This window comes from Pseudomonas sp. H1_D04 (genome assembly GCF_054683855.1).
The window spans coordinates 1,961,639-1,984,846 of the sequence record NZ_CP162826.1; the positions used below are offsets into that span (position 1 = coordinate 1,961,639).

Consider the following 23,208-nt stretch of genomic DNA (forward strand, 5'->3'; position numbering starts at 1 on the left):
GCCTGATCAATTTATTCCCCACCGAAAAAATCCGCAAGTGATCCGCATAGTTGCACTTTCAAAAAGCGGGCGTTACTCTCTGGCCGTCGCTGCAAATTCAGCGATCGGGCTTGGTCGCCCGAAAAGCAAAAGGCGCATAGGCGCCCCCATTACAATTGCAGGCGCTTTTTTTGCGTCCGCAGTTCCGTGTTATGGCGGCTGTGTGTGGGAGGCCTTCGGGCCTGCTGGGTTCCTTTTGCCCCGGTCGACCAACCCGCGCACAGCTGCCACCCTAACTCGCTTGGTCGCGAACGGTGGTAGCTCCCCAGCAAAAGGAGCTCCACATGCACGCCCTCAATCCGTCCAAAATTCGCGCCGCCGCTCATCGAGCAATGGCTCTCGCCGCTTTACACGCCAACTCCAGCCTCGCTACACGTCTCTCCCGTTACAATGCCCATATGTCCAAGGCGCGAGCCCTGGAAGCCGCAGGGGGTGCCCAATGAGCATGCACCCAGGCTTTGCACTGCCCGAAGATCTACTCTGCGTCAGCCAAGAGGCCGCAGCCGGTCTGCCTATCGACGCTATCACCTGTGCGCTCGACCGTGCCAATTCAGTTCTCATGCTGTTGGAAGATCACTTAGACGGCGATAAACCCCTGCTTTCCAACCGCGTGCTGTCGTCTGTTATTTGGGACGTGCGTGGCACACTGGGCTTGATCAAAACACTCACCATGTACGGTGATGCGTCCTCTGTGCCGATGGGCCAGAAAGGCGGTGCGCTGTGACCCACTCCAGCACGCGTGGACGCTCCGAGTTCTCCCCTGCCAACGGTAACGGCCAAAACCTGTTTCGGGTGAATGCCGGTATCCCGCTGGAAGACGCACTTGAAGCCGTTTCCCAAATTCTGCACCACGCCAATCAACTGATCCTCGATGCCGCCATCAGCGATGCGGGCGAGCGTTTTAGTTGGCCTGCGTTCTACCTCGGCGAGATGGCCAAAGCACTGATCGATGACGTGAACGAGGCGCTGCTTGAGTCGAGGACCGCACCATGACTCAGCGCACAGGCAACACCTCAAAACGCCCGAGCTTCGCTGACGTCAAAAGCGCTGCCCTGAAGAACATCGACCGCGTGCTTGCTCACTGGCTTCCGAACGGCAAACGCGTCGACGGCGGCAAGGAATACACCGCACCGAACCCCACACGCACCGATAAACGCGCAGGGTCACTCAAGGTCAATTTGAGCAAAGGCACCTGGGCGGACTTTGCCACCGGTGATAAGGGCGGTGACCTGATCGACCTGGTGCGCTACATCGAGAGCGGCACGGACGTTGACGCCTGCAAAAAGCTGGCGGATCTGCTCAGCGTTTCCGCAGGATCTGCAACCACGAAAAGCGCACCGACCAAAAGCGCAGTGCCTGAGTGGGCCGCGATTCAACCAATCCCGGCCGAGGCTATGAACAAGTGCCCGGCTAAACATCGGCAACACGGCGCCCCGTCCAAGGTGTGGATCTATCGCGATGCTCATGGCCTGCCAGTCATGGCGCTTTATCGCTTCGACCTAGGCCAAGATGAAGACGGCAAACCGAGGAAGGTCTTTGCACCGCTGACCTGGTGCAAACGCTCCGATAGGCAAACCACACAATGGCGTTGGCAAGGATTGCCGGAGCCTCGGCCTCTGCTACGCCTGGATGAACTGGCACAGCGCGCCGACGCGCCTGTGGTTTTGTGTGAAGGCGAAAAGGCTGCTGACGCCGCCGCTGAACTGATGCCCGACCACGTAGCCACCTGCTGGCCGAACGGCTCCAACTCTTGGCACAAGGCCGACCTGACGCCACTCAAAGGGCGCACGGTGGTGCTATGGCCGGATAACGATACCAGCGGCAAGGCCTGCATGGACGCCATCGAGCTCAAGTTGATTGAGCTGGGCGTCGCTTCGGTACAACGAGTCTCGCTCGACGTGTTCAAGCTCAAGCCCAGCAGCAAAGGCGGAGAGCCCACGCTCATCAAGGGTGGAAAGTGGGCAGACGGCGACGATGCAGCGGATGCGTTAGCCAAAGGCTGGACCGCTGCCCACGTCGCCGAGCTGGTGCGCAGCGGTGAGTTTTTCGGCAGTGCCGCTGAGCCAACTGAACCTCAAGAACAGAAGGCCAAGGCGCCCGCCAAACGCCCTGCGAAATCGAAAAATGACCTATTGCCGGGCGGCTTTCGCCTGACGTCTGAAGGGGTGTTTTATTCCAGCGATGATGGCGAGGCGCGTCCTGTGTGTTCGCCTCTCGAAATCATTGCCCGTACTCGCGACGACAAGGGCCACAACTGGGGGTTATTGGTCGAGTTCGACGACCCGGACGGCGCAAAAAAACGCTGGAACATTCCGGCACGAACCATGACCGGCGACTTCGGCAAGGATGTACTCGGGCCGCTGGTCGACATGGGCCTGCGCCTCGCGGGAAGCCGGTCTGGACGTAACGCACGCAATGATCTGCAGAGTTACCTCGGTGGCTTCGACAGCGCCCAGCGCGCACGCTTGGTAACGCGCCTGGGTTGGCACGACAACGCCTTCCTTTTGCCCGAACAGCAAATCGGCTCGCACGCCGAACACCTGCATTTTTATGAAGCCGGTGCACAGCTTCCACCAATCAGCGAAGCGGGCTCCCTGGAGCAATGGCAGCAGCAAATCGGCGCGCTATGCGTTGGTAACCATCGCTTGGCGTTTGTCGTCTCTGTGGCGTTTGCAGGGCCTCTGCTGAACATGCTGGGGCATGAGTCGGGCGGTTTCCATCTGTATGGCGACAGCTCCGGGGGCAAGACCACTCACCTGCAAGTCGCTGCATCGGTTTATGGCGGGCCTCGCCTGGTGCGCTCATGGCGCTCGACAGACAACGCGCTGGAGTCCATCGCCGCCGCACACTCAGACGGCCTCCTGGTGCTGGATGAAATCGGCATGTGCGATCCGCGCATTATCGGCGAGACGGTCTACATGCTCGGCAACGGCACCGGCAAGGCCCGGGCGAATGATCGAGGACAAGCGGGCCGACAGGTGCAGGAGTGGCGCTTGCTGTTTCTCTCGACCGGCGAGAAGACGCTGGCGCAGCACATGGCGGATGCAAACAAGGAGCTGAAAGCCGGTATGGAGGTGCGCATGCTCGCCGTGCCAGCGGATGCCAGCAAAGGCCTCGGCATGTTCGATGTGCTGAATGGTTTTGAGGACGCTGCCGCCCTCTCCGATGCGCTCAAGGCCCGAGTAGCCAAATATTACGGCACGCCCCTCACCGCGTTCCTGTACGCACTGTGTGCGCCTGGGGAAATGCTCAGGTGGACAGTGATCGTGCGCCGCACGGTGGAACAGTTCATCACCCAAAACCTACCAGCCTCGGCCAGTGGTCAGGCGCAGCGTGCCGCCCTTCGCTTCGGCCTCGCCGCCGCCGCCGGAGAGTTGGCTACCGCCTTTGGTGTTACCGGCTGGCCGGATGGCACAGCCACGACCGCCGCTCGGGTGTGTCTGCATGCGTGGCTGGCCGAACGCGGCGGCGCCGGAAACTTCGAGGGCGATGCGATCTTGGCGCGGCTGCGCCAGGTCATCGAGAGGTTTGGAGAAAGCCGCTTTACCCGCTGGGAATCCGCCGCCGCCAAGCTCGATGAGCACGGGCCGCGCACGATTGATCGGTTGGGCTTTCGCAAGACGCTGGAACACGGCATGGGCGACGCCCTGCACACCACCAACACCTATTACGTACTGCCTGAAGCCTGGAGGACCGAGATCTTCAAAGGCATGAACATCAGTGCGGTGAACAAGGAGTTGCTGCAACGCGGCGTGCTTGAGCCGGGTAGTGACGGCAAGGCCTACAGCTTGATCCGTCTGCCCGGGTTAGGGCCCCAGCGCTGCTACGTGGTGAAGACCGTTCCAGGAACGGACGAAGGCGAGGCCAAGGCCGCCTGACGGCGAGCCTGCTGATCGAGGTAGCGCCGGCTCATTACCGGCCTTGCCAGCCATTCGACAACCATCCCTATTAACCGCAGTACCCAGAGACAATCCAGATGAACACTATCCAAGAATTGAAAGACCGCCGCGACCAACTGACCCTCGAAGTGGATAGCATTCAGGGTGACCTGGCTCCCTTCGAAGAGGCGCTGGAAAGCCCGGAGGTTATCCAGCAGGGCCGTCAACGAGCCGTGCAGGATGAAATCAACGATCACAAAAGACGCATCGACTCGCGAAATCTGGAGATCAGCAACCTGAATCAAAAGATTCATCGCCTTGAGAGATTGGCAAACCGTGAGAGCTTGGCTGCGGGATATCTCAGCGATATGGCGAACTGGAAAGCCGACGAGATGGAACTCAACGAAAAGCGCAGCAGCATCGAGACCCGGTTGCAGCAGGTCCGCCAGAGCGATCAGGAAGACATGGCAAAAGCTCGACAAGCTGAAACGGACGCGGCCACCGCTTATGCACAGGCTGTCGCCTGGGGCGATGTAGAGGGCGAAAAAGCGGCTAACGCAGAAGCTCAAAAGGCAGCAAAAAACCTCACGGCTGCGGCTGAGCATCACCGCCGCCAACAACTGCTCATCACCGCACTGGAGCAGGAGCTGGTGACGATTGATCTGCATATCACAGAGGCACAAAAGGAACGCACCGAGATCGAGAATAAAGCGGCTCACCTGGCGAACACTGTGCTGGAAGAACAGTGGAATGAGGCCGCCAAAACACTGCTGGAGACCGGCGGCAAGCTGTGGGCCGCACGCAACCTGATTAGTCGGGACCCGGTTGCACTGATGAAGCTGGATATCCCTGAACTGGGCGAGCACTTTGGAAGCTGGACCTGGCGAGAACTCGCGGCTCGCTCACACCAACACAGCCTGCTTGACCTGTTGGCGGCCTAACTCAAACCTTCCCGGAAGCAACCGGCGAGGGCCGGTTGATTCGGGCCTACCATCGGTCTAACAATGAACAAAACACTACAGAACAGTGCTCAGATGCCGGATTACCTAAAATCCCGAAAGCTGCATTTGAACGGGATAATTGTCGGCATGACCAGAATGAAAAAGCTCAACGCAATAGGAATCAAAGAAACTAAAGTTGAGACGCTCACGATTGATGCAATCAAGGCGGAGCTCCACTTAATTGACCTTCAGTTCAAAAGAAAGGCCGGATAAAGAAGAGGCGGAAGCCTAAACAGCCTCCGCTCTCTAGATCCTCCCATTACGAAACAAGCCTCTAGATTTTTCGGCTTCTGATCTTTGGCGCCTGTGGGCTTAGGACCGCTTTTGGCCAAAAGCGGACAGTTATGCAGGGTTAGCAACCCTTCCTTGTAGCTTGATGGCGTCTACGAAACTAGGGGCGATTTAAAGCACGCCGTTTTTCAGCAACCATCTGCATGTTTTGCCCCGTAGGTTGCTTGGTCCACAGTGTATTTTTCTCCAGCACTCGATGAAAGTTGCTTAATGAGGCCTTTGCACGAGAAGCCCATCATATTGAGATACTGCTTCGCAGACCTCACCGCCTGCTGGTTCCAATCAATGTTCATGCTGTCCACTGCTATCGTAGCGTCAGAAACGTCGAAACCCTCTCCAGCATCAGATGAAAGCTGATGAATAAGCCCATTCCGTGAGAAGCCCGTCATGCTGAGATACTGCTTCGCTGATCTAACTGCATTATTTTGAGGTCCAGTCAAATCTCCAGCCCATGAGGGAGCAGCAGCAAAAAAAGTGACAGCCAATATTACTTTCAAAAAATTCATCGGAATATCTCCAGAACCCATGCAGCGCCTCTAACGGCCTTAAAACTCTTGTCTTACGGCTCAACTTCACATGACACGTCCCTTTGAGGGGACTGAGCGAATTTCCTCGGCTTTCACCTGGTCAATCAGTGCCTGCAGCTGCGGCGATAGGCCAAGAATCACGTTTATTGCGAGAGTCATTTTTTTTGATTACTGAGCTACCGGACGACGTTGAACTCAACAGACTCGTGGCTAACTAGACAAGCCGCCTTCTTGTCGACGCCATTTACTTTTAAGTCATAGGTTAGACGTACTGAGCCGTTCGGAGCTTCGTAAAAGCCTTGGTTGGCAATTGTAGCGCCGGGCAGTTTCTCAGCCAATTGGCCTGCACAAAGAGGTTCAGCATACGCACGGGAAACCGGCTCACTCGTAGCCGGCGTGCCCATCTCGATCTGCGTCCGAGTGTAGAAGGTGTTGTAAAGCTGGCCGCTTCTCACTTCTTTGCACTGTACATAAAACTTCGGGTCCACTGGGTCAGAGTCGGTATCGGGCATCGCATACTCAACTGAGGAGCACTTCTCCTGCCTGCGGTGCATTTCAACCAGCGGAGCGAGCAGCGGCTGCCACTTAGCAAACTTGTCCAGTTTCTTACAACCTTCCCCGCAGCCGCCGATCTTTTCGGGAATGGCACCAGGTGTGATGGGAGCAAGGTGAAGTACAGCTGCTGGCTTGGATTCCTGACCACAGCCGGCCAAGAGCACGGTGACGCTTAAAACCATGAGATATTTCAATGCGGAGTTTCCTTTTTCCGTCAATTAGTATTTTCGAGGCTTCGCTTTGCTGAGTTGACGCAATCGCAGTATCCGCTAGCGTCCTCGCTGTCATCGTAAACTTCATCGCAGATCTGCTTCGCTTGCTGCGTCGAGGATGCTGTATGTGCCGGTGGATTGCAGGCTGAAGTATTCGCCGCAATTATCGCGGCGATAATCAAACCTAAAGCTATCAGCGTATGACGGTGCTCCATGCTTCGGTTTCCTCGAACAGTTTGTCAGTCGTTGTCCTTGCCTACCGTCACTCCATCCACTGTCAGGGTCAGGGAAACAGGCCAAGTCGAGCCGTTCTTGATATCCCACACATAAAAGTGCTTGCCAGGAGTGCCCATGATCTGTGAGTTGTCCTCGACCTGGCGTCTCGCCTGCTCATCCGGTGCGATTACCTGGACGGCGTAACACGGACGTCCGGTATCTAAGTCATACGGACCAGCCTGTCGCCGAAATCGAGAGCCGGGGGGCAGAGTGATTTTGTGCTCGTTTTTGTCACTGCTCATGATCTTTTCCTCGACCTCGTTGCTGCATTGATAAAGCGTTCATAAGTCCCCGGCCATGGACGCCTCAAGCTAGGCCCAAGCAAGCTTCTTGACGGGCAATATTAAAACACCTGAAGGGCAGCAATCGGCCAATAGCTGCCACTCAGGAGCATCCTGCCCGCTTGGCAAAAGCGGCTTCGCCGAAGTAGGCCGGTAGCTTATGGGGCCTCAGGCTGAATCAATGTGGAAATCATGTGCTTGATGGTCAGGTTGGCCAGTTTTGCTCCTAATCCGGAAAAATTATCTTGGTTGGCCCTGACATGCATCGCATCATTATAGATAACCGCCAGCAAAAAATAGACTTCAGGAACGGTGGCTCCCGCAGACTGTGCGAATTGTAATTTGTTGACGGTTTTGTGTGTTGATAGGAACTCTCCTTGGGACTCTTCCGCTAATAAATCGAAGCTCAATTGCTCTACCTGTCGGCGCACGCCACTGCAAACCGCAAGGGGGTCGAAACCCTTACCTTCCACATATCTCTGCATATGACTGGCACAATGTACTGAAAATTGAGACGCCGTAGCCAGTCCAGCGGGGAGCCCTAGGGCCTGAAACTCGTTAGATAGATCCATGTCGTCAGAGTGGAAGTGCAGGAAGTGCTTCGAAATTGCATCCGATATGGCAGGGTCATCTCGTTTGGAGATTATGCTTTCTACCGCTTTGTCCGCGATCGCAATTTTGTTTAGGTAGCAAACTTTTTGATCGCTAAAAGTAAAATTCCTGAAAAATCCAGGATTTAAATGAGTCATAATTAATGGGAAAATTTGACGCCCTTCAGATTTCAGTTCCGCAATCATTTGTGTCAGATAATACTGGCAGGCAACCAGATTAGCGTCATCTAGATAGTCAAATATCTCATCAATGACTAAGATAACGGCCTTGTTTTTCTTGAGTTGCAGCTTGGCCTTTTTCAACTGAGCTACAAAGCAAATGATATCTCGCTCTCCGTTGGAAATCTGATTTGCCTTCGGAAAGGCAATCACAAGTCCATCCGCTGTTTCCTTTGGCTGAATATTACGCCAAGTGCCTTTCAGCGCAGTGAAAACCTCAACGTAAGCCGTTTTTTCGAACGCATAATTAGCGCGCTCCCCTGCCTTTTTAAAAGCGGCCTTGTCGCTGGCGTGAATATCACCAATCTGTAAGGCTGCGAGGATGGCCTCAATTTGCGAGGCATGGTTTAATCCGGATTCCGCGAATGCTGCCAAAATGCCACTAACAAAGTCAATGGTTGACACCGCTTGTATTGTTTCATCTTCAACACTGGCAAGGATTTTATCCGAATTTCCAGTTCCGGCGTTGATCTCATCCTGTAGAGCTTTTATAGCCTTCTTAACACCGGCCTGATCCTGTTTATTAAAATTGACCTGATTCCAAATTTTTGCCATCGCACGGTTGTCGACAAGAAGGTTGGAAATGTTTGGTAAGACCTTCCCGTTTTTCCCGAAGGCACCTTTTGCTTCCGCGAAGGAGTAGCTAAATTTTGCTTTTGGAGGAATATTTTTGATCAGTACGACTGGAGTGACTTCAATTGCTGAAGTGACAATGTTAGCGCCCGCAATTTTGAGTTTTTTTGCTTTTGAAACCAACTGGCTATTAATTACATGAACGCCAAATGTCGCTGCTAACTCATTTTTTGTATGATTCGCTTCTTTTTCAATCTTGCTTCCATCCTGCATGGTATAACTGATTTTAAGAGATGGATGAAGGTCTTCATCCCCCTTGTGGCGTTCGTCCTTATCCAGCTCCATCCTCTTCAAACGCAGGGAACCAAAAGCGGCAGTAATGGAGCTTTTTCCGAAACCGTTGGGCGCTACAATGAGTGTCGGCTTGTTTGGAATAAGCTGAACATCAAAAACAGAATTTTCGATCCCCTTAACATTGGTTATGGCGATTTTGTCCATTCGTTTGATCATACAAAATTTATTCCCTTGACTAAATGATGTTTTAACTCACGCCCGCGAGCCTGCGGCTCATGCAGAAGCAGGAGCCGGAGCAGTGCTGGCTGACTACACCGGCATTTACAGAATCACAATATGTTGCTGAGTGCGCCCAAAGCCTCACTCTCAAATCTGTTGACATGCTGTAGCCAGTTGTCTATCTCGGCTTCAGACGCTATACCACGGTTCTCGGCAATCAGAGCCTTGATAGTGGTAATGAGACGTTTTTGTCGCTCGATCAGGACTGTCAGCGCAAATAAAAAGTCGTTGTCCATCCCTTGGCTTCAGAAAGGATTTTCCTGCCCGGAGCATAGCCGAGTCCGGTCCTTTCGCGGATGCTCAGTTACATTTCACGGTCCATTGGCCAAGACGCGTTGTGTAGCTTTTGCTCATAAGGTGGCGGCGCATTGACCAGCCGGTGAGCTAGGCACGCTTGCCAGCCGAAGCGTCCCGCGTCCCCACCGTGTGTTGATATCATCCAGGACGCTCATTACCTTGTTGGCAGCTACAGGCTGGAAGTGAGCGAAGAGGTCGTCCGTAAACTCGCCTGGCTGACAGAGATCCAATAGCAGCACTTCAGCTTTGCTGTATTTGAAGCTAGGTCGGAACAGGCGGTTGATCGCTTCGGTGGCGGCCTTTGTCAGTAACCGTACAGCATTGGTACGTCGCGGGACGCGGTGAAACCATATGATCCGCAAGGCTTGAACGGCTACGCCGAAAACTTCAGGGTGATTTCGCTTACATAAACAGCATTGTGACATTTTTCCCAAAAAACCGGTTTTGCCTGCTTGGAAGGCCCGATTTTCCTATGTCGGACAACGGACGTGAAAAGAGATGCGGCCCCTTGTTTACAAGGAGTATAAATAGCGCTGTGTGACACAAGCCGAGAACGACGATGGCCGACACCGCTCTTACCGACCTCCTGAAGCAAAATGGCCCCATGCTTAGCGGCGATTTATCCAAGTTGCTTGAGACAAAGTATGGATTGAATGCTGAGGCAGCCCGGAAACGGGTCGAGCGGGGCAACCTTGGCGTGAACCGGCTCAACCACGTCATCTTTCCGCATCGGGCACGCTTCATTTACCTTCAGGAAGAATATGGATCTCCATATTTCTTCGACAAGCTGATGGCAGCTTTAAAGAAGACAAGGAGCACATACTTTGGGGCGTTAAAGGCTTTGGAGCTTCGGGGCAACATGATGCCCCGAGCGCATTTTCTGATCGCCTGCGGCGCGCCCGTTGCTCAAAAGAAGCACATTTCCGCAGAAAGCCTGCTGGAGAGACTGGTAAAAGCGACCCTCGTGAAGGAGGTGTTAGTACCAGGTGGGGAGCTGTGCGTGGTGAGATGCGATCAGCAACAAATGCTAGATGTGCCATCTGTCTGGGCGAAGATGAAAGGCCGTCTCATCGCTGAAAAGGTGGCACTGTTGGCGGTCAGGGACTGGTCTCGAAATTTGGGCATGGTCAGCTACGACACCGTGGAAACCCGAGAAGACGAGAGCCTGGAAGCACTACCTAAGGTCGGAACGTTCAATTGGGACCTAGCAGGCCCCTCCTACCTGTTTCCGATGCGAGAGTATGTTGATGCCACTTTGAAACCAGGCTTTTTTGTCTGCGACCTCGCGCTCAATGGCATTGTTGGCGTTGACCAACTGGCAGGCTTCGTAAACAAATGCGTCACGTTGCGTAGCCTCAAAAAGGTGGGTAAATGCCTTCAGGTGTTCGTCGCTGAAAGGTACTCCGATGAGGCATTCGACCTCCTCAGGGAAAAAGGCATCATACCGGCGACCACCGAAAGCCTTTTTGGCCGCGATGTGGCGCAGGCACTGAAAAGTCTCTGTGCGGTGCTGACCGACACAGCGAAGCTCACCCAGAATCCGGATGCCCTGGACAAGATCTTTAACGACCTCTCTCGGATTGAAGGCGCCGCCTCAACGTTGCGTGGCAGCTTGTTCGAGTTCGCAGTAGCCCAAATCGCAAGATCCACATTCCTAGGGTATTCCCAAGAGATGAACCGGATCGTCAAAGATAGCATCGGAGCGGAGGCCGAAATCGACGTTTTGGCGCAACGGCCTAATCACGAAGTCGTTTTTATCGAGTGTAAAGGCATACACCCCATTAGCGCGCTGGGAGATGACGAAGTAGAGAAGTGGCTCAGCAAGCGTATTCCGGTGATCAGGGGATTCGTAAAAACGCATTCGGAATGGGCGAGCACCGCTCACCGATTCGAGCTATGGACCAGCGGCAAGTTATCTGAAGCTGCCATTGCACTGGTCAATGCCGCACAGGCGAAGAACCCAAAACTTGATATCCAGATACGTGACGCCGACTACGTGCTTGCTCAAGCTGTGGCCAGCAAAGACGTCGGCCTATTGAAGGCCTACAAGCAGCATTTCGTAACGCACCCGATGCGAGAGTTTGAGGAAGCTCAGAAGCGCGAGCAGCGCAAGACGGAGAAGGCAACGGCCAGGTTGAATAGACCCTCAGTAAAGGCTCCGCCACCTCCGTCTTTAACCCCACCCGCATCGGGTACATACCAAGGATTCATGACTCCCTAGTCATGAAAGCTGTTGATCAGGGCCGTAAAGCCAGTAACGGTTAGACGATGCCGATTACGCTCGCTGCCCTGCCCGTAACGTGCAGGATAAAGCGGTTTCGCCGAAGCAGGCCAGGAGGGGTTAGGCGTACTTACTGCTGTCTTTGTCCAGCGCCCCGTAGTTAGTTGCGCGATGCACTCCGAACAGCTTCGAAATCTCGTCAATGGGTTTTCCGGCATTAGATATTTCCCACCCGCGCGCAATCTGCGTCGAAGTCAGTGAAGGCTTTGGACCAAAACGTACGCCTCGGGCTTTGGCAGCCTCCGGCCAAAAGTGGTCAGCCATGACCAACTGCTATCGACCCATACCTGCCGCTGGTGTCAGCACTTAAGTTCTAGAGTGCGAGCTAGGGCGTAGAGAGCTGGCCCCTCTACATGTCAGCTAGACAGCCTTGAGGCTGGTCGGTAACGTTTAGCAACTACGTCACCTTCGTTAATTTAGTACGTGTTACAAAACCAGGCGGCAAGGTCACCTGTTGTCGCTATTAATTTCTATAAATCACAATAATTGGATGGAGCAAATTTTGATGCAGGTGCAAAAAATCTGGTCTAGGAATCTTGTAGGCTACTCAAATATATTGCCGGCAGAAAAATGGATAAAATTACAAAAGTTAAACCTTCTAATAGGGCCGAACAATAGTGGGAAAAGTAGATTATTAAGAACATTGTTTTCTACTAAGCCAGAGATGCTTTCTGTTAGCATCGGTGATGCTTTCAAGCAGGCATGTAGCGAGCTTGAGGCAGTTGTTAATGTAATTAGTGGCTGTGAGAAAATACTCGATTTAGATTGCGATGAATTTAAGAGTATATATAGAGGGGAAAGCAGGGATATAAATGTCGTGAGCGCTGTGCTTCAAACTTTTATTAGGACGTTGAAACATGCCAGTAACGAAGGTTTTAGGGTTCAGGGCAACACTGCAAATGAGTTCAATCTCATGCGGCGCCATCTGCCTCAGAAGAATTTTGAGGAGGTCTTAAGCAACCTTGAAGATCTAAATGTACAGATACTAAACATTAAAAAACATTACATTCCAATATTAAGAGGCATGCGGCCTCTTGAAGATGGGAAAGATGTGTTCCTCACACGAACACTGCGAGATTATTTTCCTACACCTGATAGCCTCAATGTGATCACCGGCTTTGACCTTTATAATCTGCTAGCACGATTTTTACTCGGGCAACCGGATGAGCGAGAAAGAATTCGTAATTATGAGAGAATACTGGGGAATGAATTTTTCGGTGGTGCGGATATCACACTTATACCTCAATATGGGCAAGATACAGTCGCTGTAAAAATAGGTGATGATGCGCAGTTTTCAATATACGATCTTGGGGACGGCCTTCAGCAGGTAATTATAATTACGTCTGCTGCATTTCTCGAACAAGAAAAATCAATATTTTTTATAGAGGAACCGGAGGCATGCCTCCATCCAGGACTACTGAGAAAACTGGCTCTGTTTTTACTAAATCACACTAATCATCAATATATCGCTACTACTCACTCAAATCACTTGCTTGACTTAGCTGAAAGCCACGACGAAGTTTTAATTCATAGGGTGAGTAAAAAGAGCAATCAAGACGGCAAAGGCTTTTTTATACAGGAATGTACGAAGGATCGTGAAATCCTGGCAGATTTGGGGGTGCGGGCGTCATCAGTATACCTTGCTAATTCAACGATATGGATTGAAGGTATAACAGATCGACTCTACTTAAAGGTCTTCATGAAAAAATACCTTGACTCACTTGAGTCAGGTCCTAAAAAAATTATGTTCGAAGGTTACTTGGAGAACTATCACTATACATTCGTTGAGTATCAAGGCGGTACATTAGGCCATTGGGGGTTTGATGACGACGATGATACTACTGAGCGTTTAAATGCGTCACGACTATGTGCAGACGCCTTTCTAATCGCTGATGGCGACATTGTAGGCAAGTCAGAACGAGCTCAAAAATTGTCGGCGGAACTACAAAATCGCTTTCACTTGCTTTCTTGTAAAGAAATAGAGAATTTATTGCCGCCAATTATAGTCTTTGAGAGTGCTAAAAAAATATTTGGCAGAAAGATATCTAAAACAAAAGAAGGCTTGGATGCAGATAATCTAAGAGATATTCTAAGTATAGACTTGGCCAATTCAATTCATGGAATTGGCTATCATTTAGATAAATCACTTGGCCTTAAAGGGAAAGGTAAAGAGCGAAAGGTCTTTGCTGATGAAAGTGGAACTATCAATGACAAGGTAAAATTTTGCCAGCAAGCTGTACAGGTGATGAATGACATTGAATGGAGTTTATCCCAAAGCTTAATTGAGCTTTGCGAAAAAATATACGCTCATATTGAATCGAAAAATTAGCAAGCTAACATGCCAGCATGTGATGTTTACTAAAATTATTCCTGGCATTTTAGTCGAAAGCGCTTGCATCCATTACAACGAGCTAAAGTGACCCTCGATGTACGAAAACTCTTGTTTTCAGTAATTTGAGGGGAATTGTTCCATGCGAAGTTCTCCAAACCAGACTTAGGCAATAATAATGAATTGCCCCGGTTTTCCAGACACTTATGTCCGCTCTTGGCCGGAAGCAGTCAGCTGGATGTACCTATAGATACCTGGGGCAACTCGCCCTAACGAGTTTTAATACCGTGCGATGCCTTTATGGCTTCATTGCGCCGACTCACAGGCCTTCAACGGCTCCTTGGCGTGCAATACACAGATGTCGAAACCGTCACGCCGGGTATAGCCCGCACGCTTCATACATACAAATCGCTGGGCCATCTCTTGGAAGCTGGCCTTGGGATCAACGCCGGAGCCATTCTTCTCACCACACGCCAACATGGACGCAACCACATCCTGATGACTGGCGCCGGGTTTCTCCCACAAGTCGGCATCGGCCGTGGGGGGCTGGAATGGCTTGCTAAAACAAGCGGTGACGTGGGGGCAAATCAACAGCGCAAATGCTACATTTTTGAGCCACATGATCAATCTCCTTATTCCCTGGTGCCGACGGGCAGCGGCGGTAGCGGCCCTCTAAGCGAAAGCCCCTAATTTGATAAGACCCGCCTTAATCATCACAAACCGCTCCTCCCAGAGCATTCATTGATGTAACACCTATTTGCCATGTAACACGCATATCGGCAAACCAGTCACAGCTGTGTAACGCCATATAAATCATTTAAAATCATAGGCTTACCTACTCAAGTAACACGCGTAACACCCGTAACACGGTTTTATCAGGGTATCCCCCTAGCCCCATTTAGTATTGCTCCTCCAGCGAAGCGAGGCGAGTCATGCTCTTGGCTTTGGTTCGATAGTGGGGACCCTGGAGCATTCTTAAAGGTACGGGGCATAGAACCCGCGCGTTCGTGTTAGCGGATGGATTTTTTAAGTTGGTTGACAGGTTGACGTGGTTGACACCCATCACCATGGTTGACGCCATGCAGGTGTTCACTATCCGCAACAGATACAGCCACCTTTACCGAAGCTGTAACGATGGCCCTTTTTCTTCAAGATCCTTTCAATTTCAACGATTGAAATTTCAGTAACTTCCGGCACCTCCCACTAACTCGATCCCGCGGGTTTCATGCCCCGTGCTGGAAGAAAAACCTCAGGGTCCCCAGCAGCTTTTCAGCCCCGCCCACCTTTTGCACGGACGCAATGGCACCGCCGAACGAAACACCGACTAGTATCAGAACAGAGAACGTTATCAATCAGGGGTAGGGAAAGCGCTATGGATATGGTTCGTGTCAACTCGACGGCTATCACAGCTGTCGGCTATGACCCCGCTACAGGCAGGATGAAAATCACGTTCAAGCAAGGGCGTACTTACGACTACTGCCGCGTCCCACCTAACATCCATCAGGGCCTCATGGGGGCCGGCTCGAAAGGTACTTATTTCGATAGGATGATCAAGGATCGGTACCAGTGCTAGACCTGGGCATACAGACGTATTTCTAGCTAGATGCCCACCCAGCACGGGGGGCCGTGTATGCCCTCGTGTATGCCTAACCGAAACACCACCACAAGAACCCTTATAAACCGGGCATCTTACCGCCCAGTTCAAACGACGCCGGGGCACCAGATACAGATAAAAAGCCCCAAGTCGAAAGACCTGGGGCTTTTTTGTGAGTCAATGCTTGTACAACGCCTCCAGCCGCGCTGGCAGGTTTTCCTCGGGGAAGCGCGCGTGCAGCGCCAGCAGTTTTTCATCCGCGGCTTTGCTTTCACCCGCTTCACGCAAGCGCACAATCGCCTGCAACTCCTCCTCCAATGACGGCAGCGCGAGCGGCGCGCGCTTGCTCAGCTTTGCCACGGACTGATCTGCCAGCGCTCCGGCGATCTCAGCCTGAACCGGTGCACTTTCAACCTTGGGCGCGGCCGCAATGCGAGCCATCGGTGCAGGGGCGGACAACGCTTGCGGCGCAGGGCGAGCGGCTTCTTCGTGCAAGGCGGAGAAGGTCGCTGTGGATATCTCGGCTTGCGGCACCGGTGAGCGCATGACCACACCGATCATCAGCGCCAAGCCGGCCACGGTGGCGAATGCCATTTGCCAGCGCGGGCGTTGGCAGGCGTGCAGCCAGCGTTGCCACAAGCTCGGTTGCGGCGCCGGGGCTTCGCGGCGGGCGGTGTTGAGGATGAAGGCGTCGAGGGACGCGGGCGGTTCGCCAGGGCTGTGTTGACGAAAGTGCTGGAGCAGCTCGTCGTCAGGGGTATGTCGGGAGTCAGTCATACAGGTACCTCCTCGGCCAGCAGACGACGCAATTTCTGCTGGGCGTAGCGCAAGCGGCTTTTTACGGTTTCCAGCGGCGCGTGGGTGAGCGCGGCGATTTGCGGCACGTCCAAATCGCCGTGCAGGCGTAGCAGGAAGACTTCGCGCTGGTCTTCGGGCAAGGCTTGCAGGGCGGCGTCGAGGCGCGCTTGGTCGCGGCTCAGGCTTAGCTGTTGCTCAGGGCCTGCGCTGTCGTCGGGCTGGGCGTGCAGTTGCTCGTCGTAGCTGTCGTGCAACGGGTTATGGATGCCGTGCTTGCGCCAGTAATCGATCAGGCGGTTGCGGGCGATCTGGAACAGCCATGTACGAAAGCTCGCCCGACCTTGTGGCTGGGTGCTGCTGCGGATCAGGCTGAGCCAGGTCTCCTGGTAGATTTCCTCGGCCAGCTCGGCCTTGTTGCTCAGGGACACGAGGAAGCGGTAGAGGCCCTGACGGTGGCGCGCGTACAAGACTTCGAACGCGGCGGCCTCGCCGGTGCGGTAGCGGGCCAGCAGGGATTCGTCGCTGGGTGGATCATCGGGAACAGCCATGTAGGGGGCAAACTCCTTTTGTAAAGTTAACGCTGTTCAAGTGTGGGAGGGGGCTTGCCCCCGATAGCAGTGGGTCAGTCAAAAATGTACTGATTGATCTACCGCCATCGGGGGCAAGCCCCCTCCCACATTTGATCCGTGTCGTGGTTAAGATCAGGGTTTTAGGCTTTGGGCCAAGTCCACCAGTTGCACGAATTCATTTCTCAGGCCGAACGGGTCATCGCCTCGCGCCGAGCGGGCGAGTGCGGCGGTGTCCTTCAAGCTCATGTTGCCAGTGTAGCGGCCATCGCCCTTGAGCTGTTGGGCGAAGGCGGCCACCGCCGCCGTGAAACGCAGGTCGTCGCTGGCCTTAGTGGTTTCGTTGCTGATGGGCCGTTCGATCAAGCGGCTATCACCGCCCGCCGCAGGCTTGTAGCGCACGCGCACCATCGCCAGTTCATTGGACTTACCTTCCGCCGCAGGCGCGCTGGCATAACGCAAAGGCTCCAACCAGCCCTTCTCGCCCTTCGGCACAATTTCGTACAGCGCTGTCACGGTATGTCCTGCGCCGATCTCGCCGGCGTCTACCTTATCGTTGTTGAAATCCTCACGCTTCAAGGCGCGGTTTTCATAACCCAGCAGGCGATATTCGCTGACTTGGGCCGGGTTGAATTCCACCTGTAATTTCACATCCCGCGCCACCACTGCCAGGGTTGAACTGAGTTGGTCCACCAGCACCTTGCGGGCTTCGCGCAGGGTGTCGATGTAGGCGTAGTTGCCGTCGCCCGCATCGGCCAGTTGCTCCATCAGGTGTTCGTTGTAGTTATCCACTCCGAAGCCGAGGGTGGTCAGTGAGACACCGCTTTTTCGCTGCTCGGCGGCCATCTGCTTGAGGCTGTCGAAGTCGCTGATGCCCACGTTGAAGTCACCGTCAGTTGCCAGCAGGATGCGGTTGATGCCCTTGTCGATAAAGCCTTCGCGGGCCATCTGGTAGGCCAGTTCGATGCCGGATGCGCCTGCCGTGGAACCGCCGGCGGTGAGTTGATCAATGGCATTGCGGATCTTGGCCTTGTCGCGCCCCGATGTTGGCTTGAGCACCACGCTGGATTCACCGGCATACACCACCAATGAAACTCGGTCCTGATCACGCAACTGGTCCACCAGCAATTTCAGTGTGCTTTGCACCAGCGGCAAGCCTTCGCGGCGATCCATGGAGCCGGACACGTCCACCAGAAACACCAGGTTGGCCGGTGCGAGCTCCGCCACTGCACGGTCGGACGCCTTGATGCCGATGCGCAGCAGTTGGGTGCGCGGGTTCCATGGGGTGGCGGCAACTTCGGTGGTCACGCCAAACGGTGAGCCATCGGTGGGGAGTGCGTAGCTGTAGGGGAAGTAGTTGACCATTTCCTCCAATCGCACAGCGCCTTCGGGCGGCAGGCTGCCTTGGTTGAGGAAGCGTCGTACGTTGGCGTAGCTGCCCGTGTCGACATCGACGCTGAAGGTGGACACCGGCGTTTCGGCCACGCGGTGCACCGGGTTGTCCGGCAGGTTGGCGTATTGCTCGCGGGGTTCGCTGCGATAGTCCATCGCTGCTGATTCCTGCATGCGCATTGGGGCGGGCATTGCCATGCGTTTGACCAACGCGCCTTGGACCGGCGCGCTTTGCAGCTCGGCGACGGGGGCCGCCGGTTTGGCCAGCTCAGGCGAAGACGACAGCCCACACCCGGCCAGCGCTACCAGCACGGTAACCGCAAAGCCTTGGGCAGCAGGACGCAGGAAGAGCAGAGGGTAGGACATGGGCTGAGCCTCGTGAGTGAATAATCCGTTCACAAGGTCAGACGCAAGGTACGGGTGGTTCGGGTTAAACCTGATTCAGAAAACACTGCAGTTCAAGTGTGGGAGGGGGCTTGCCCCCGATGGGGATGGGTCAGTCACCCGATGCAGTGATTGACACTAAGCCATCGGGGGCAAGCCCCCTCCCACATTGATCTGAGGCGCGTTCAGAATCGAGGTCAGTCCGTGCCGTACTTCGGGTTACGCGGGCCGTACAGGATGCCGGCGCGTTGACCCGGCGACAGCAATCGCGCACTGGTAATGCCGGCAATCGGATGCGCCGCATCGGTGGAGCTGTTGATCACCTGCTTGACCGCTGCCGTAATCAACATGCCCACCAGGCCGCCACCGTTGTTGTTGCCTTCCTCGCTGGACGCACGCGCGGTGCCTGTCCACAGGGTGGTGCCGGTGCGCAGGTCCACCAGTTTGGCCGAGGCGGTCACAGCAGTGTCGCTGGTGATCAGCATGTACTTGGTGCCGTACTCGCTGACGGTGATGTACAGCGCCGCGTCCGCGCCGAAGATGTCATGCAGCTTGGTCGGCGCCAGGCCTTGGATATCGTTGGCGGTGGTCAGGCCGTTCTGGCGGAAGGTTTCGTCCACCAAAGCGATCGGCAACACGTAGTAACCAGCTTCGGCCAGCGGGTAGGTCACTTGCGAGACCAAGCTGTACGAAGCCTGCACTTCCGGCGATTCGTTGATCGGTGGCAGCACCAGGATCGATTTCGGCCGAGCCTGTTTATACGCCGTGTAATCCACGGTCTTTGGCGTCGCGCAACCGCCGAGCAAAGCCAAGGCCAGCAGGGCGCCAGTGAGTTTCAACAGGCTCATTTGGTGGCCACTCCGGTCTTGGCGTTTTTCAGCAGAAAGTCCATGTAAGCAGCGGACTCGGGGAACAGTGCCTTCTCGGTGCGGAACTCCTGCACCATCTGGTCATCCTTGCCCATGCTCAGGTACAGCATGCCCAGGTGCGCGTGGTAACCCGGCGGTGCCTTGCGACCACTGGCGTTGATCTTTTGCAGATCGCGCTCCAGTGCCTCGACCTGCGCTTCCTTGGGCTCGCCCTTGAAGTACTCGTAAACCTGCGGCTGGTAGCTTTCCCATTGATACAGGGGTTGGGGCGCCGTGTGGCACCCGGCGACCGCCGCGATTGCTGTCAGCATCAGCGCCAACTTCACTGCCTTGCTCATCCGTGTACTGCTCCTTGAGGTGTTGCTGATCAGTTGCGCGGGTTCCAGGCGCCGGCGTTGATGCCGTCGACGAGGCGGTTGATCGCTTCGCGCATGGCCAGGTCCAGAACCTTGCCATTGAGGGTGGAGTCGTAGCTGGCGGTGCCGCCGAAGCCGACCACTTCACGGTTGGACAGCGCGTATTCACCGGCGCCCTGGGTGGAATACACCACTTCGGACGTGTTGATGTTGACGATATTCAACGCGACTTTGGCGTAAGCCACTTGGGTCTTGCCACGGCCGAGGATGCCGAACAACTGGCGGTCGCCGGTTTCTTTACGACCGAACTCGGTCACGTCGCCCGTTACAACATAGTCAGCACCCTTGAGCTTCTGCGCGGTGCCTTTGATCGCAGCTTCCTGGGAGATTTCGCCCATGTTGTCGCGGTCCAGCACGCTGAAGCGATTGGTTTGCTGCAGGTGAGTGATAAGGATGGTCTTGGCCTGACCGCCGAGGCGGTCGACGCCATCGGAGAAGATGCCGCGCATGTAGCTGGAGCGGTTGTCGAACTTACCTACAGCAATCGGCACGCGCACGCCGGAATAGGCGACGTTTGCACTGGCGACTTGCTCCACCGGCAGGGCTCGGTTGCTTTCGGTGGCGCAACCGGCCACGGTCAGCAGCGCTGCGGCGGTGAGGCCTGACAGCAGGATTTTGGAGAGTGCTTTCACGTAGTGCTCCTGGGGTGATAAATCGGGGGTAGATAGCGTTAGCGAGAAGGAATGGCGCGCAGGTCATCGACGATGTCGCGACTCAAAACGCCGGTATAAAAACGCTCGACGCTGGAGTTACCGGAGTTGGTGATAATGCCGCCCATGGTTCTCCATTTTTGCGCCTCGCCCATTACGCCAGCAGGCACAAGGTTGTTACGCGTCTTGGCAAAATGCAGCACCTCGCCAGCGCCCTTCTTGACCTTGACCTGATAGCTGAAATCGACAGCGGCCAGAATGGTGTTGTCATCAACGATCAACGTCGAGAGGCCGCCTTTTGAGTCCGGGATATGGCGCGTATAGACAATGCTGACATCCAGCAGGTAATCGGCCTTTTCTTTGCTCGGCGCATAACGCTTGGCGCTGAGCAGACGGTCGACCAGATCGACGCCGAGTTGTTGGCGAACCTTGTCATCCGGCAAAAAACGCTCGTTCTTGCCCACGACCTCAACATCAAACGTGTCGAGCCAGTAAGTGGCGTTCTTGGGAATGGTGACCGGCGCCGGGGAGATGTAGTACTCCGGCTTGGAGGCGCAGCCCGCCATCAGGCAGGCAGCAATGAAAATGGCGAACACGCGCATGTATGACTTCTTCCCTGAAAAGTATCGTGCTTTAAACAATCGCGGCATTTTACGGGGTTGAGAGGGCTTCTCAAGTGCTTTTGGTCGCCTGCGTGCGCCGCCGCACATTCCTCAAGTTGTGTAACATCCTGTCGAGACACTGTTTTGTGTTTGTTTATTAATAGGGATATTGCGTGTTTAAAGTTTTCCTTCGGGCTACGGCCCTGATCGCGACGCTGTCGATGACCGGCTGCGTTTCCTACACCGTCACCGGCCCTATCGCCGCCCCGCTCCACCCGGTAACTCTCAGCAGTCCACGCAGCGCGCAAATCGCTGATGTGGCGGTGAGTGCTGCCGACGTTAACGAGGCCAACAAGGCTGCCATCAGCAGCTCCCTGACGGCCCAGATCAGTCAGTATGTGCGCACTGCGGGTTACTTCAAGCAGGTCACCGAGTATCCGGTACGCCTGGGAGAGCAAGACGTAACGCTCAAATTCAACATGACCTCTCTCAAAGGCCATCGCAGCCCGCACCCGGCGTACGTACCCGGCGCGCTGCTGACGCTGACCATCTGGATCTGGGTCAACGGCCCGATCTACGTCGACAGCTTCGAGGTGGCCGGCGACCTGGTGATCGTCGACCGCAACGGTAAAGAGCTGGCCAAAGCCAAGGACTCGATCAAATTCGAACATAACGTCGGGCTTTACAGCGGCCAATATTGGGCACCTTCGATGGGCGGCCAACAGCTGACCAAACTGGTCGGGCAACTGCTCGATACCGCCACTGCCAACTTGGCCAAGCCATAATTTTAAGGAGCGAAGCATGAAAGGATTGATCAAACATAGCCTGGTACTGGCCGCCGTGTTGTTGACCGGTTGCGTGTCGTATTCACAGCACGAACTGCCAGCCGTGCAACCCTGGCCGCCAACCGCTAACACCCCGGCGCAAAAACCCACGGCGTACGTGCACACCACAGCGCAAAACCACGTCAACGGCGGCCCGGGCAACGCTGCGGTCGGCGCCCCGGTGGTGCTGTGGGAAAAGGCCGTGGCCGATTCCTTTCGCGAGTCCAACCGTTTTACGCGGGTGAGCACCGACAAGGTCGACTCGGATATCTACGTGGATGCCACGCTGCATAACAACGAAGAGTACAGCCCGGTGTCGGCGTTCATCACCGGCTTCACGTTCTTCATCATTCCGTCCACGGCGAAAAATATTTTCACCTTGGAGACGGTGTTCAAAGACAAGGATGGCAAGGAACTGGGTCGGGTCAAAAAGAGCGAATCGGTTCGCACCTGGATGCATCTGGTGCTGATCGTAGGCATCCCATTCCAGGCCGACACGCGCGAAGTCGTGGAAACGCTGACGCGCAGTACGCTGGATGAAGCGGTACAGCGCAAGTTGCTCTGACCTCACACCACTGAAGCAGGCACAGTGGGGCTTGTTATGTGATGAACAGAAGCTTTTTTGTGGTGAACAGGGGCTTTTTTGTGGTGAGCGGGCTTGTCCCGCGCTGGGCTGCGAAGCAGCCCCTGGTACAAACACCGCATCCTTTCAGACAGAACGCATTGTCTGGCCTTGGGGCCGCTTCGCAGCCCAGCGCGGGGCAAGCCCGCTCACCACAGATCGGTGTTACAGCCTGCTAACCGGTGCAGCGCAAGTTGCTCTGACCTCACACCACTGAGGCAGGCACAGTGGGACTTGTTATGTGATGAACAGAAGCTTTTTTGTGGTGAGCTGGGGCATTTTTGTGGTGAGCGGGCTTGCCCCGCGCTGGGCTGCGAAGCAGCCCCTGGTACAAACACCGCGTCCTTTCAGACAGAACGCATTGTCTGGCCTTGGGGCCGCTTCGCAGCCCAGCGCGGGGCAAGCCCGCTCACCACAGATCGGTGTTGCAGCCTGCTAACCCGTGCAGCGCAAGTTGCTCTGACCTCACACCACTGAGGCAGGCAAAGTGGGACTTGTTATGTGATGAACAGAAGCTTTTTTCTGGTGAACAGGTGCTTTTTTGTAGT

The 23,208-nt window shown here is 54.7% G+C and carries 22 protein-coding genes and 1 pseudogene; 9 read left to right on the forward strand and 14 right to left on the reverse strand.

Annotated features, from left to right (window positions below; translation table 11 throughout):
- Nucleotides 1-478 precede the first annotated feature (478 nt).
- The 4 genes from AB4N82_RS08925 to AB4N82_RS08940 all read left to right on the forward strand — a co-directional run bounded on the left by AB4N82_RS08925 (nucleotide 479) and on the right by AB4N82_RS08940 (nucleotide 4,858).
- Nucleotides 479-763, forward strand: coding sequence for a hypothetical protein (locus AB4N82_RS08925; protein WP_460104823.1), 285 nt, complete (start codon nucleotides 479-481; stop codon nucleotides 761-763).
- Complete coding sequence (locus AB4N82_RS08930; protein ID WP_017478646.1) at nucleotides 760-1,032, forward strand: DUF3077 domain-containing protein; 273 nt, start codon at nucleotides 760-762, stop codon at nucleotides 1,030-1,032. The genes AB4N82_RS08925 and AB4N82_RS08930 overlap by 4 nt, the downstream gene beginning before the upstream one ends.
- The gene (locus tag AB4N82_RS08935) at nucleotides 1,029-3,917 is read left to right on the forward strand and encodes a DUF927 domain-containing protein (protein WP_460104825.1); all 2,889 of its coding nucleotides are present in this window, start codon (nucleotides 1,029-1,031) and stop codon (nucleotides 3,915-3,917) included. Before AB4N82_RS08930 ends, AB4N82_RS08935 begins: the two co-directional genes overlap by 4 nt.
- A 98-nt stretch (nucleotides 3,918-4,015) precedes the next feature.
- Nucleotides 4,016-4,858 carry a chromosome segregation protein SMC gene (locus AB4N82_RS08940; RefSeq protein WP_460104826.1) on the forward strand — a complete coding sequence of 281 codons (843 nt, stop codon included), beginning with the start codon at nucleotides 4,016-4,018 and terminating at the stop codon, nucleotides 4,856-4,858.
- A gap of 479 nt (nucleotides 4,859-5,337) precedes the next feature.
- On the opposite strand, the gene AB4N82_RS08945 is transcribed toward AB4N82_RS08940, so the two are convergent.
- The 6 genes and pseudogenes from AB4N82_RS08945 to AB4N82_RS08970 form a co-directional block, all read right to left on the reverse strand.
- On the reverse strand, nucleotides 5,338-5,715 hold the full coding sequence (locus AB4N82_RS08945) for an Ltp family lipoprotein (protein WP_028237301.1): 378 nt from the start codon (nucleotides 5,713-5,715) through the stop codon (nucleotides 5,338-5,340).
- 197 nt (nucleotides 5,716-5,912) lie between these two features.
- Nucleotides 5,913-6,485, reverse strand: a complete 573-nt coding sequence (locus tag AB4N82_RS08950; protein ID WP_460104828.1) for a hypothetical protein — start codon at nucleotides 6,483-6,485, stop codon at nucleotides 5,913-5,915.
- A gap of 257 nt (nucleotides 6,486-6,742) precedes the next feature.
- Nucleotides 6,743-7,021 (reverse strand): hypothetical protein, encoded by a 279-nt coding sequence (locus tag AB4N82_RS08955; RefSeq protein ID WP_460104829.1) that lies wholly within the window; start codon nucleotides 7,019-7,021, stop codon nucleotides 6,743-6,745.
- A 197-nt stretch (nucleotides 7,022-7,218) separates the two neighbouring features.
- Complete coding sequence (locus tag AB4N82_RS08960) at nucleotides 7,219-8,961, reverse strand: hypothetical protein (RefSeq protein ID WP_460104830.1); 1,743 nt, start codon at nucleotides 8,959-8,961, stop codon at nucleotides 7,219-7,221.
- A gap of 125 nt (nucleotides 8,962-9,086) precedes the next feature.
- Entirely contained in the window at nucleotides 9,087-9,272 is a 186-nt protein-coding gene (locus tag AB4N82_RS08965; protein WP_288076832.1) for a hypothetical protein, read from the reverse strand.
- Nucleotides 9,273-9,336: 64 nt separating this feature from the next.
- Nucleotides 9,337-9,671 (reverse strand): annotated as a pseudogene (locus AB4N82_RS08970) (DUF4113 domain-containing protein); the annotation flags it as partial.
- A gap of 221 nt (nucleotides 9,672-9,892) precedes the next feature.
- On the opposite strand from AB4N82_RS08970, the gene AB4N82_RS08975 reads away from it, so the two are divergent.
- Together AB4N82_RS08975 and AB4N82_RS08980 are read left to right on the forward strand one after the other, a co-directional pair.
- The gene (locus tag AB4N82_RS08975) at nucleotides 9,893-11,554 is read left to right on the forward strand and encodes a hypothetical protein (RefSeq protein ID WP_460104831.1); all 1,662 of its coding nucleotides are present in this window, start codon (nucleotides 9,893-9,895) and stop codon (nucleotides 11,552-11,554) included.
- A gap of 565 nt (nucleotides 11,555-12,119) precedes the next feature.
- Nucleotides 12,120-13,943 (forward strand): AAA family ATPase, encoded by a 1,824-nt coding sequence (locus tag AB4N82_RS08980; RefSeq protein ID WP_460104833.1) that lies wholly within the window; start codon nucleotides 12,120-12,122, stop codon nucleotides 13,941-13,943.
- A 306-nt stretch (nucleotides 13,944-14,249) separates the two neighbouring features.
- Here the strand turns inward: AB4N82_RS08980 and AB4N82_RS08985 are convergent, their stop codons facing one another.
- Nucleotides 14,250-14,564: a hypothetical protein gene (locus AB4N82_RS08985; protein WP_460104834.1), complete on the reverse strand. Its 315-nt coding sequence runs from the start codon at nucleotides 14,562-14,564 to the stop codon at nucleotides 14,250-14,252.
- A gap of 757 nt (nucleotides 14,565-15,321) precedes the next feature.
- Here AB4N82_RS08985 and AB4N82_RS08990 point away from each other — a divergent pair.
- On the forward strand, nucleotides 15,322-15,516 hold the full coding sequence (locus AB4N82_RS08990) for a KTSC domain-containing protein (protein WP_256335403.1): 195 nt from the start codon (nucleotides 15,322-15,324) through the stop codon (nucleotides 15,514-15,516).
- A gap of 198 nt (nucleotides 15,517-15,714) precedes the next feature.
- Here the strand turns inward: AB4N82_RS08990 and AB4N82_RS08995 are convergent, their stop codons facing one another.
- The 7 genes from AB4N82_RS08995 to AB4N82_RS09025 form a co-directional block, all read right to left on the reverse strand.
- Nucleotides 15,715-16,314 (reverse strand): hypothetical protein, encoded by a 600-nt coding sequence (locus tag AB4N82_RS08995; protein WP_122764476.1) that lies wholly within the window; start codon nucleotides 16,312-16,314, stop codon nucleotides 15,715-15,717.
- Nucleotides 16,311-16,883 (reverse strand): RNA polymerase sigma factor, encoded by a 573-nt coding sequence (locus AB4N82_RS09000; protein ID WP_032884859.1) that lies wholly within the window; start codon nucleotides 16,881-16,883, stop codon nucleotides 16,311-16,313. The genes AB4N82_RS08995 and AB4N82_RS09000 overlap by 4 nt, the downstream gene beginning before the upstream one ends.
- Before the next feature lie 153 nt (nucleotides 16,884-17,036).
- Nucleotides 17,037-18,659 (reverse strand): vWA domain-containing protein, encoded by a 1,623-nt coding sequence (locus AB4N82_RS09005; protein WP_122764475.1) that lies wholly within the window; start codon nucleotides 18,657-18,659, stop codon nucleotides 17,037-17,039.
- A 215-nt stretch (nucleotides 18,660-18,874) separates the two neighbouring features.
- Nucleotides 18,875-19,525 carry a DUF799 domain-containing protein gene (locus tag AB4N82_RS09010; RefSeq protein ID WP_032884857.1) on the reverse strand — a complete coding sequence of 217 codons (651 nt, stop codon included), beginning with the start codon at nucleotides 19,523-19,525 and terminating at the stop codon, nucleotides 18,875-18,877.
- Nucleotides 19,522-19,884: a DUF4810 domain-containing protein gene (locus AB4N82_RS09015; RefSeq protein ID WP_032884856.1), complete on the reverse strand. Its 363-nt coding sequence runs from the start codon at nucleotides 19,882-19,884 to the stop codon at nucleotides 19,522-19,524. The genes AB4N82_RS09010 and AB4N82_RS09015 overlap by 4 nt, the downstream gene beginning before the upstream one ends.
- A gap of 29 nt (nucleotides 19,885-19,913) precedes the next feature.
- Nucleotides 19,914-20,594 carry a CsgG/HfaB family protein gene (locus AB4N82_RS09020; protein ID WP_032884854.1) on the reverse strand — a complete coding sequence of 227 codons (681 nt, stop codon included), beginning with the start codon at nucleotides 20,592-20,594 and terminating at the stop codon, nucleotides 19,914-19,916.
- 38 nt (nucleotides 20,595-20,632) lie between these two features.
- On the reverse strand, nucleotides 20,633-21,214 hold the full coding sequence (locus AB4N82_RS09025; RefSeq protein WP_032884853.1) for a hypothetical protein: 582 nt from the start codon (nucleotides 21,212-21,214) through the stop codon (nucleotides 20,633-20,635).
- 173 nt (nucleotides 21,215-21,387) lie between these two features.
- Here AB4N82_RS09025 and AB4N82_RS09030 point away from each other — a divergent pair, with 173 nt between their 5' ends.
- Together AB4N82_RS09030 and AB4N82_RS09035 are read left to right on the forward strand one after the other, a co-directional pair.
- The gene (locus AB4N82_RS09030; RefSeq protein WP_122764474.1) at nucleotides 21,388-21,999 is read left to right on the forward strand and encodes a hypothetical protein; all 612 of its coding nucleotides are present in this window, start codon (nucleotides 21,388-21,390) and stop codon (nucleotides 21,997-21,999) included.
- Between the two features lie 16 nt (nucleotides 22,000-22,015).
- A complete protein-coding gene (locus tag AB4N82_RS09035) occupies nucleotides 22,016-22,603 on the forward strand; it encodes a hypothetical protein (RefSeq protein ID WP_122764473.1) in 588 nt (195 codons plus the stop codon).
- Nucleotides 22,604-23,208: the final 605 nt, after the last annotated feature.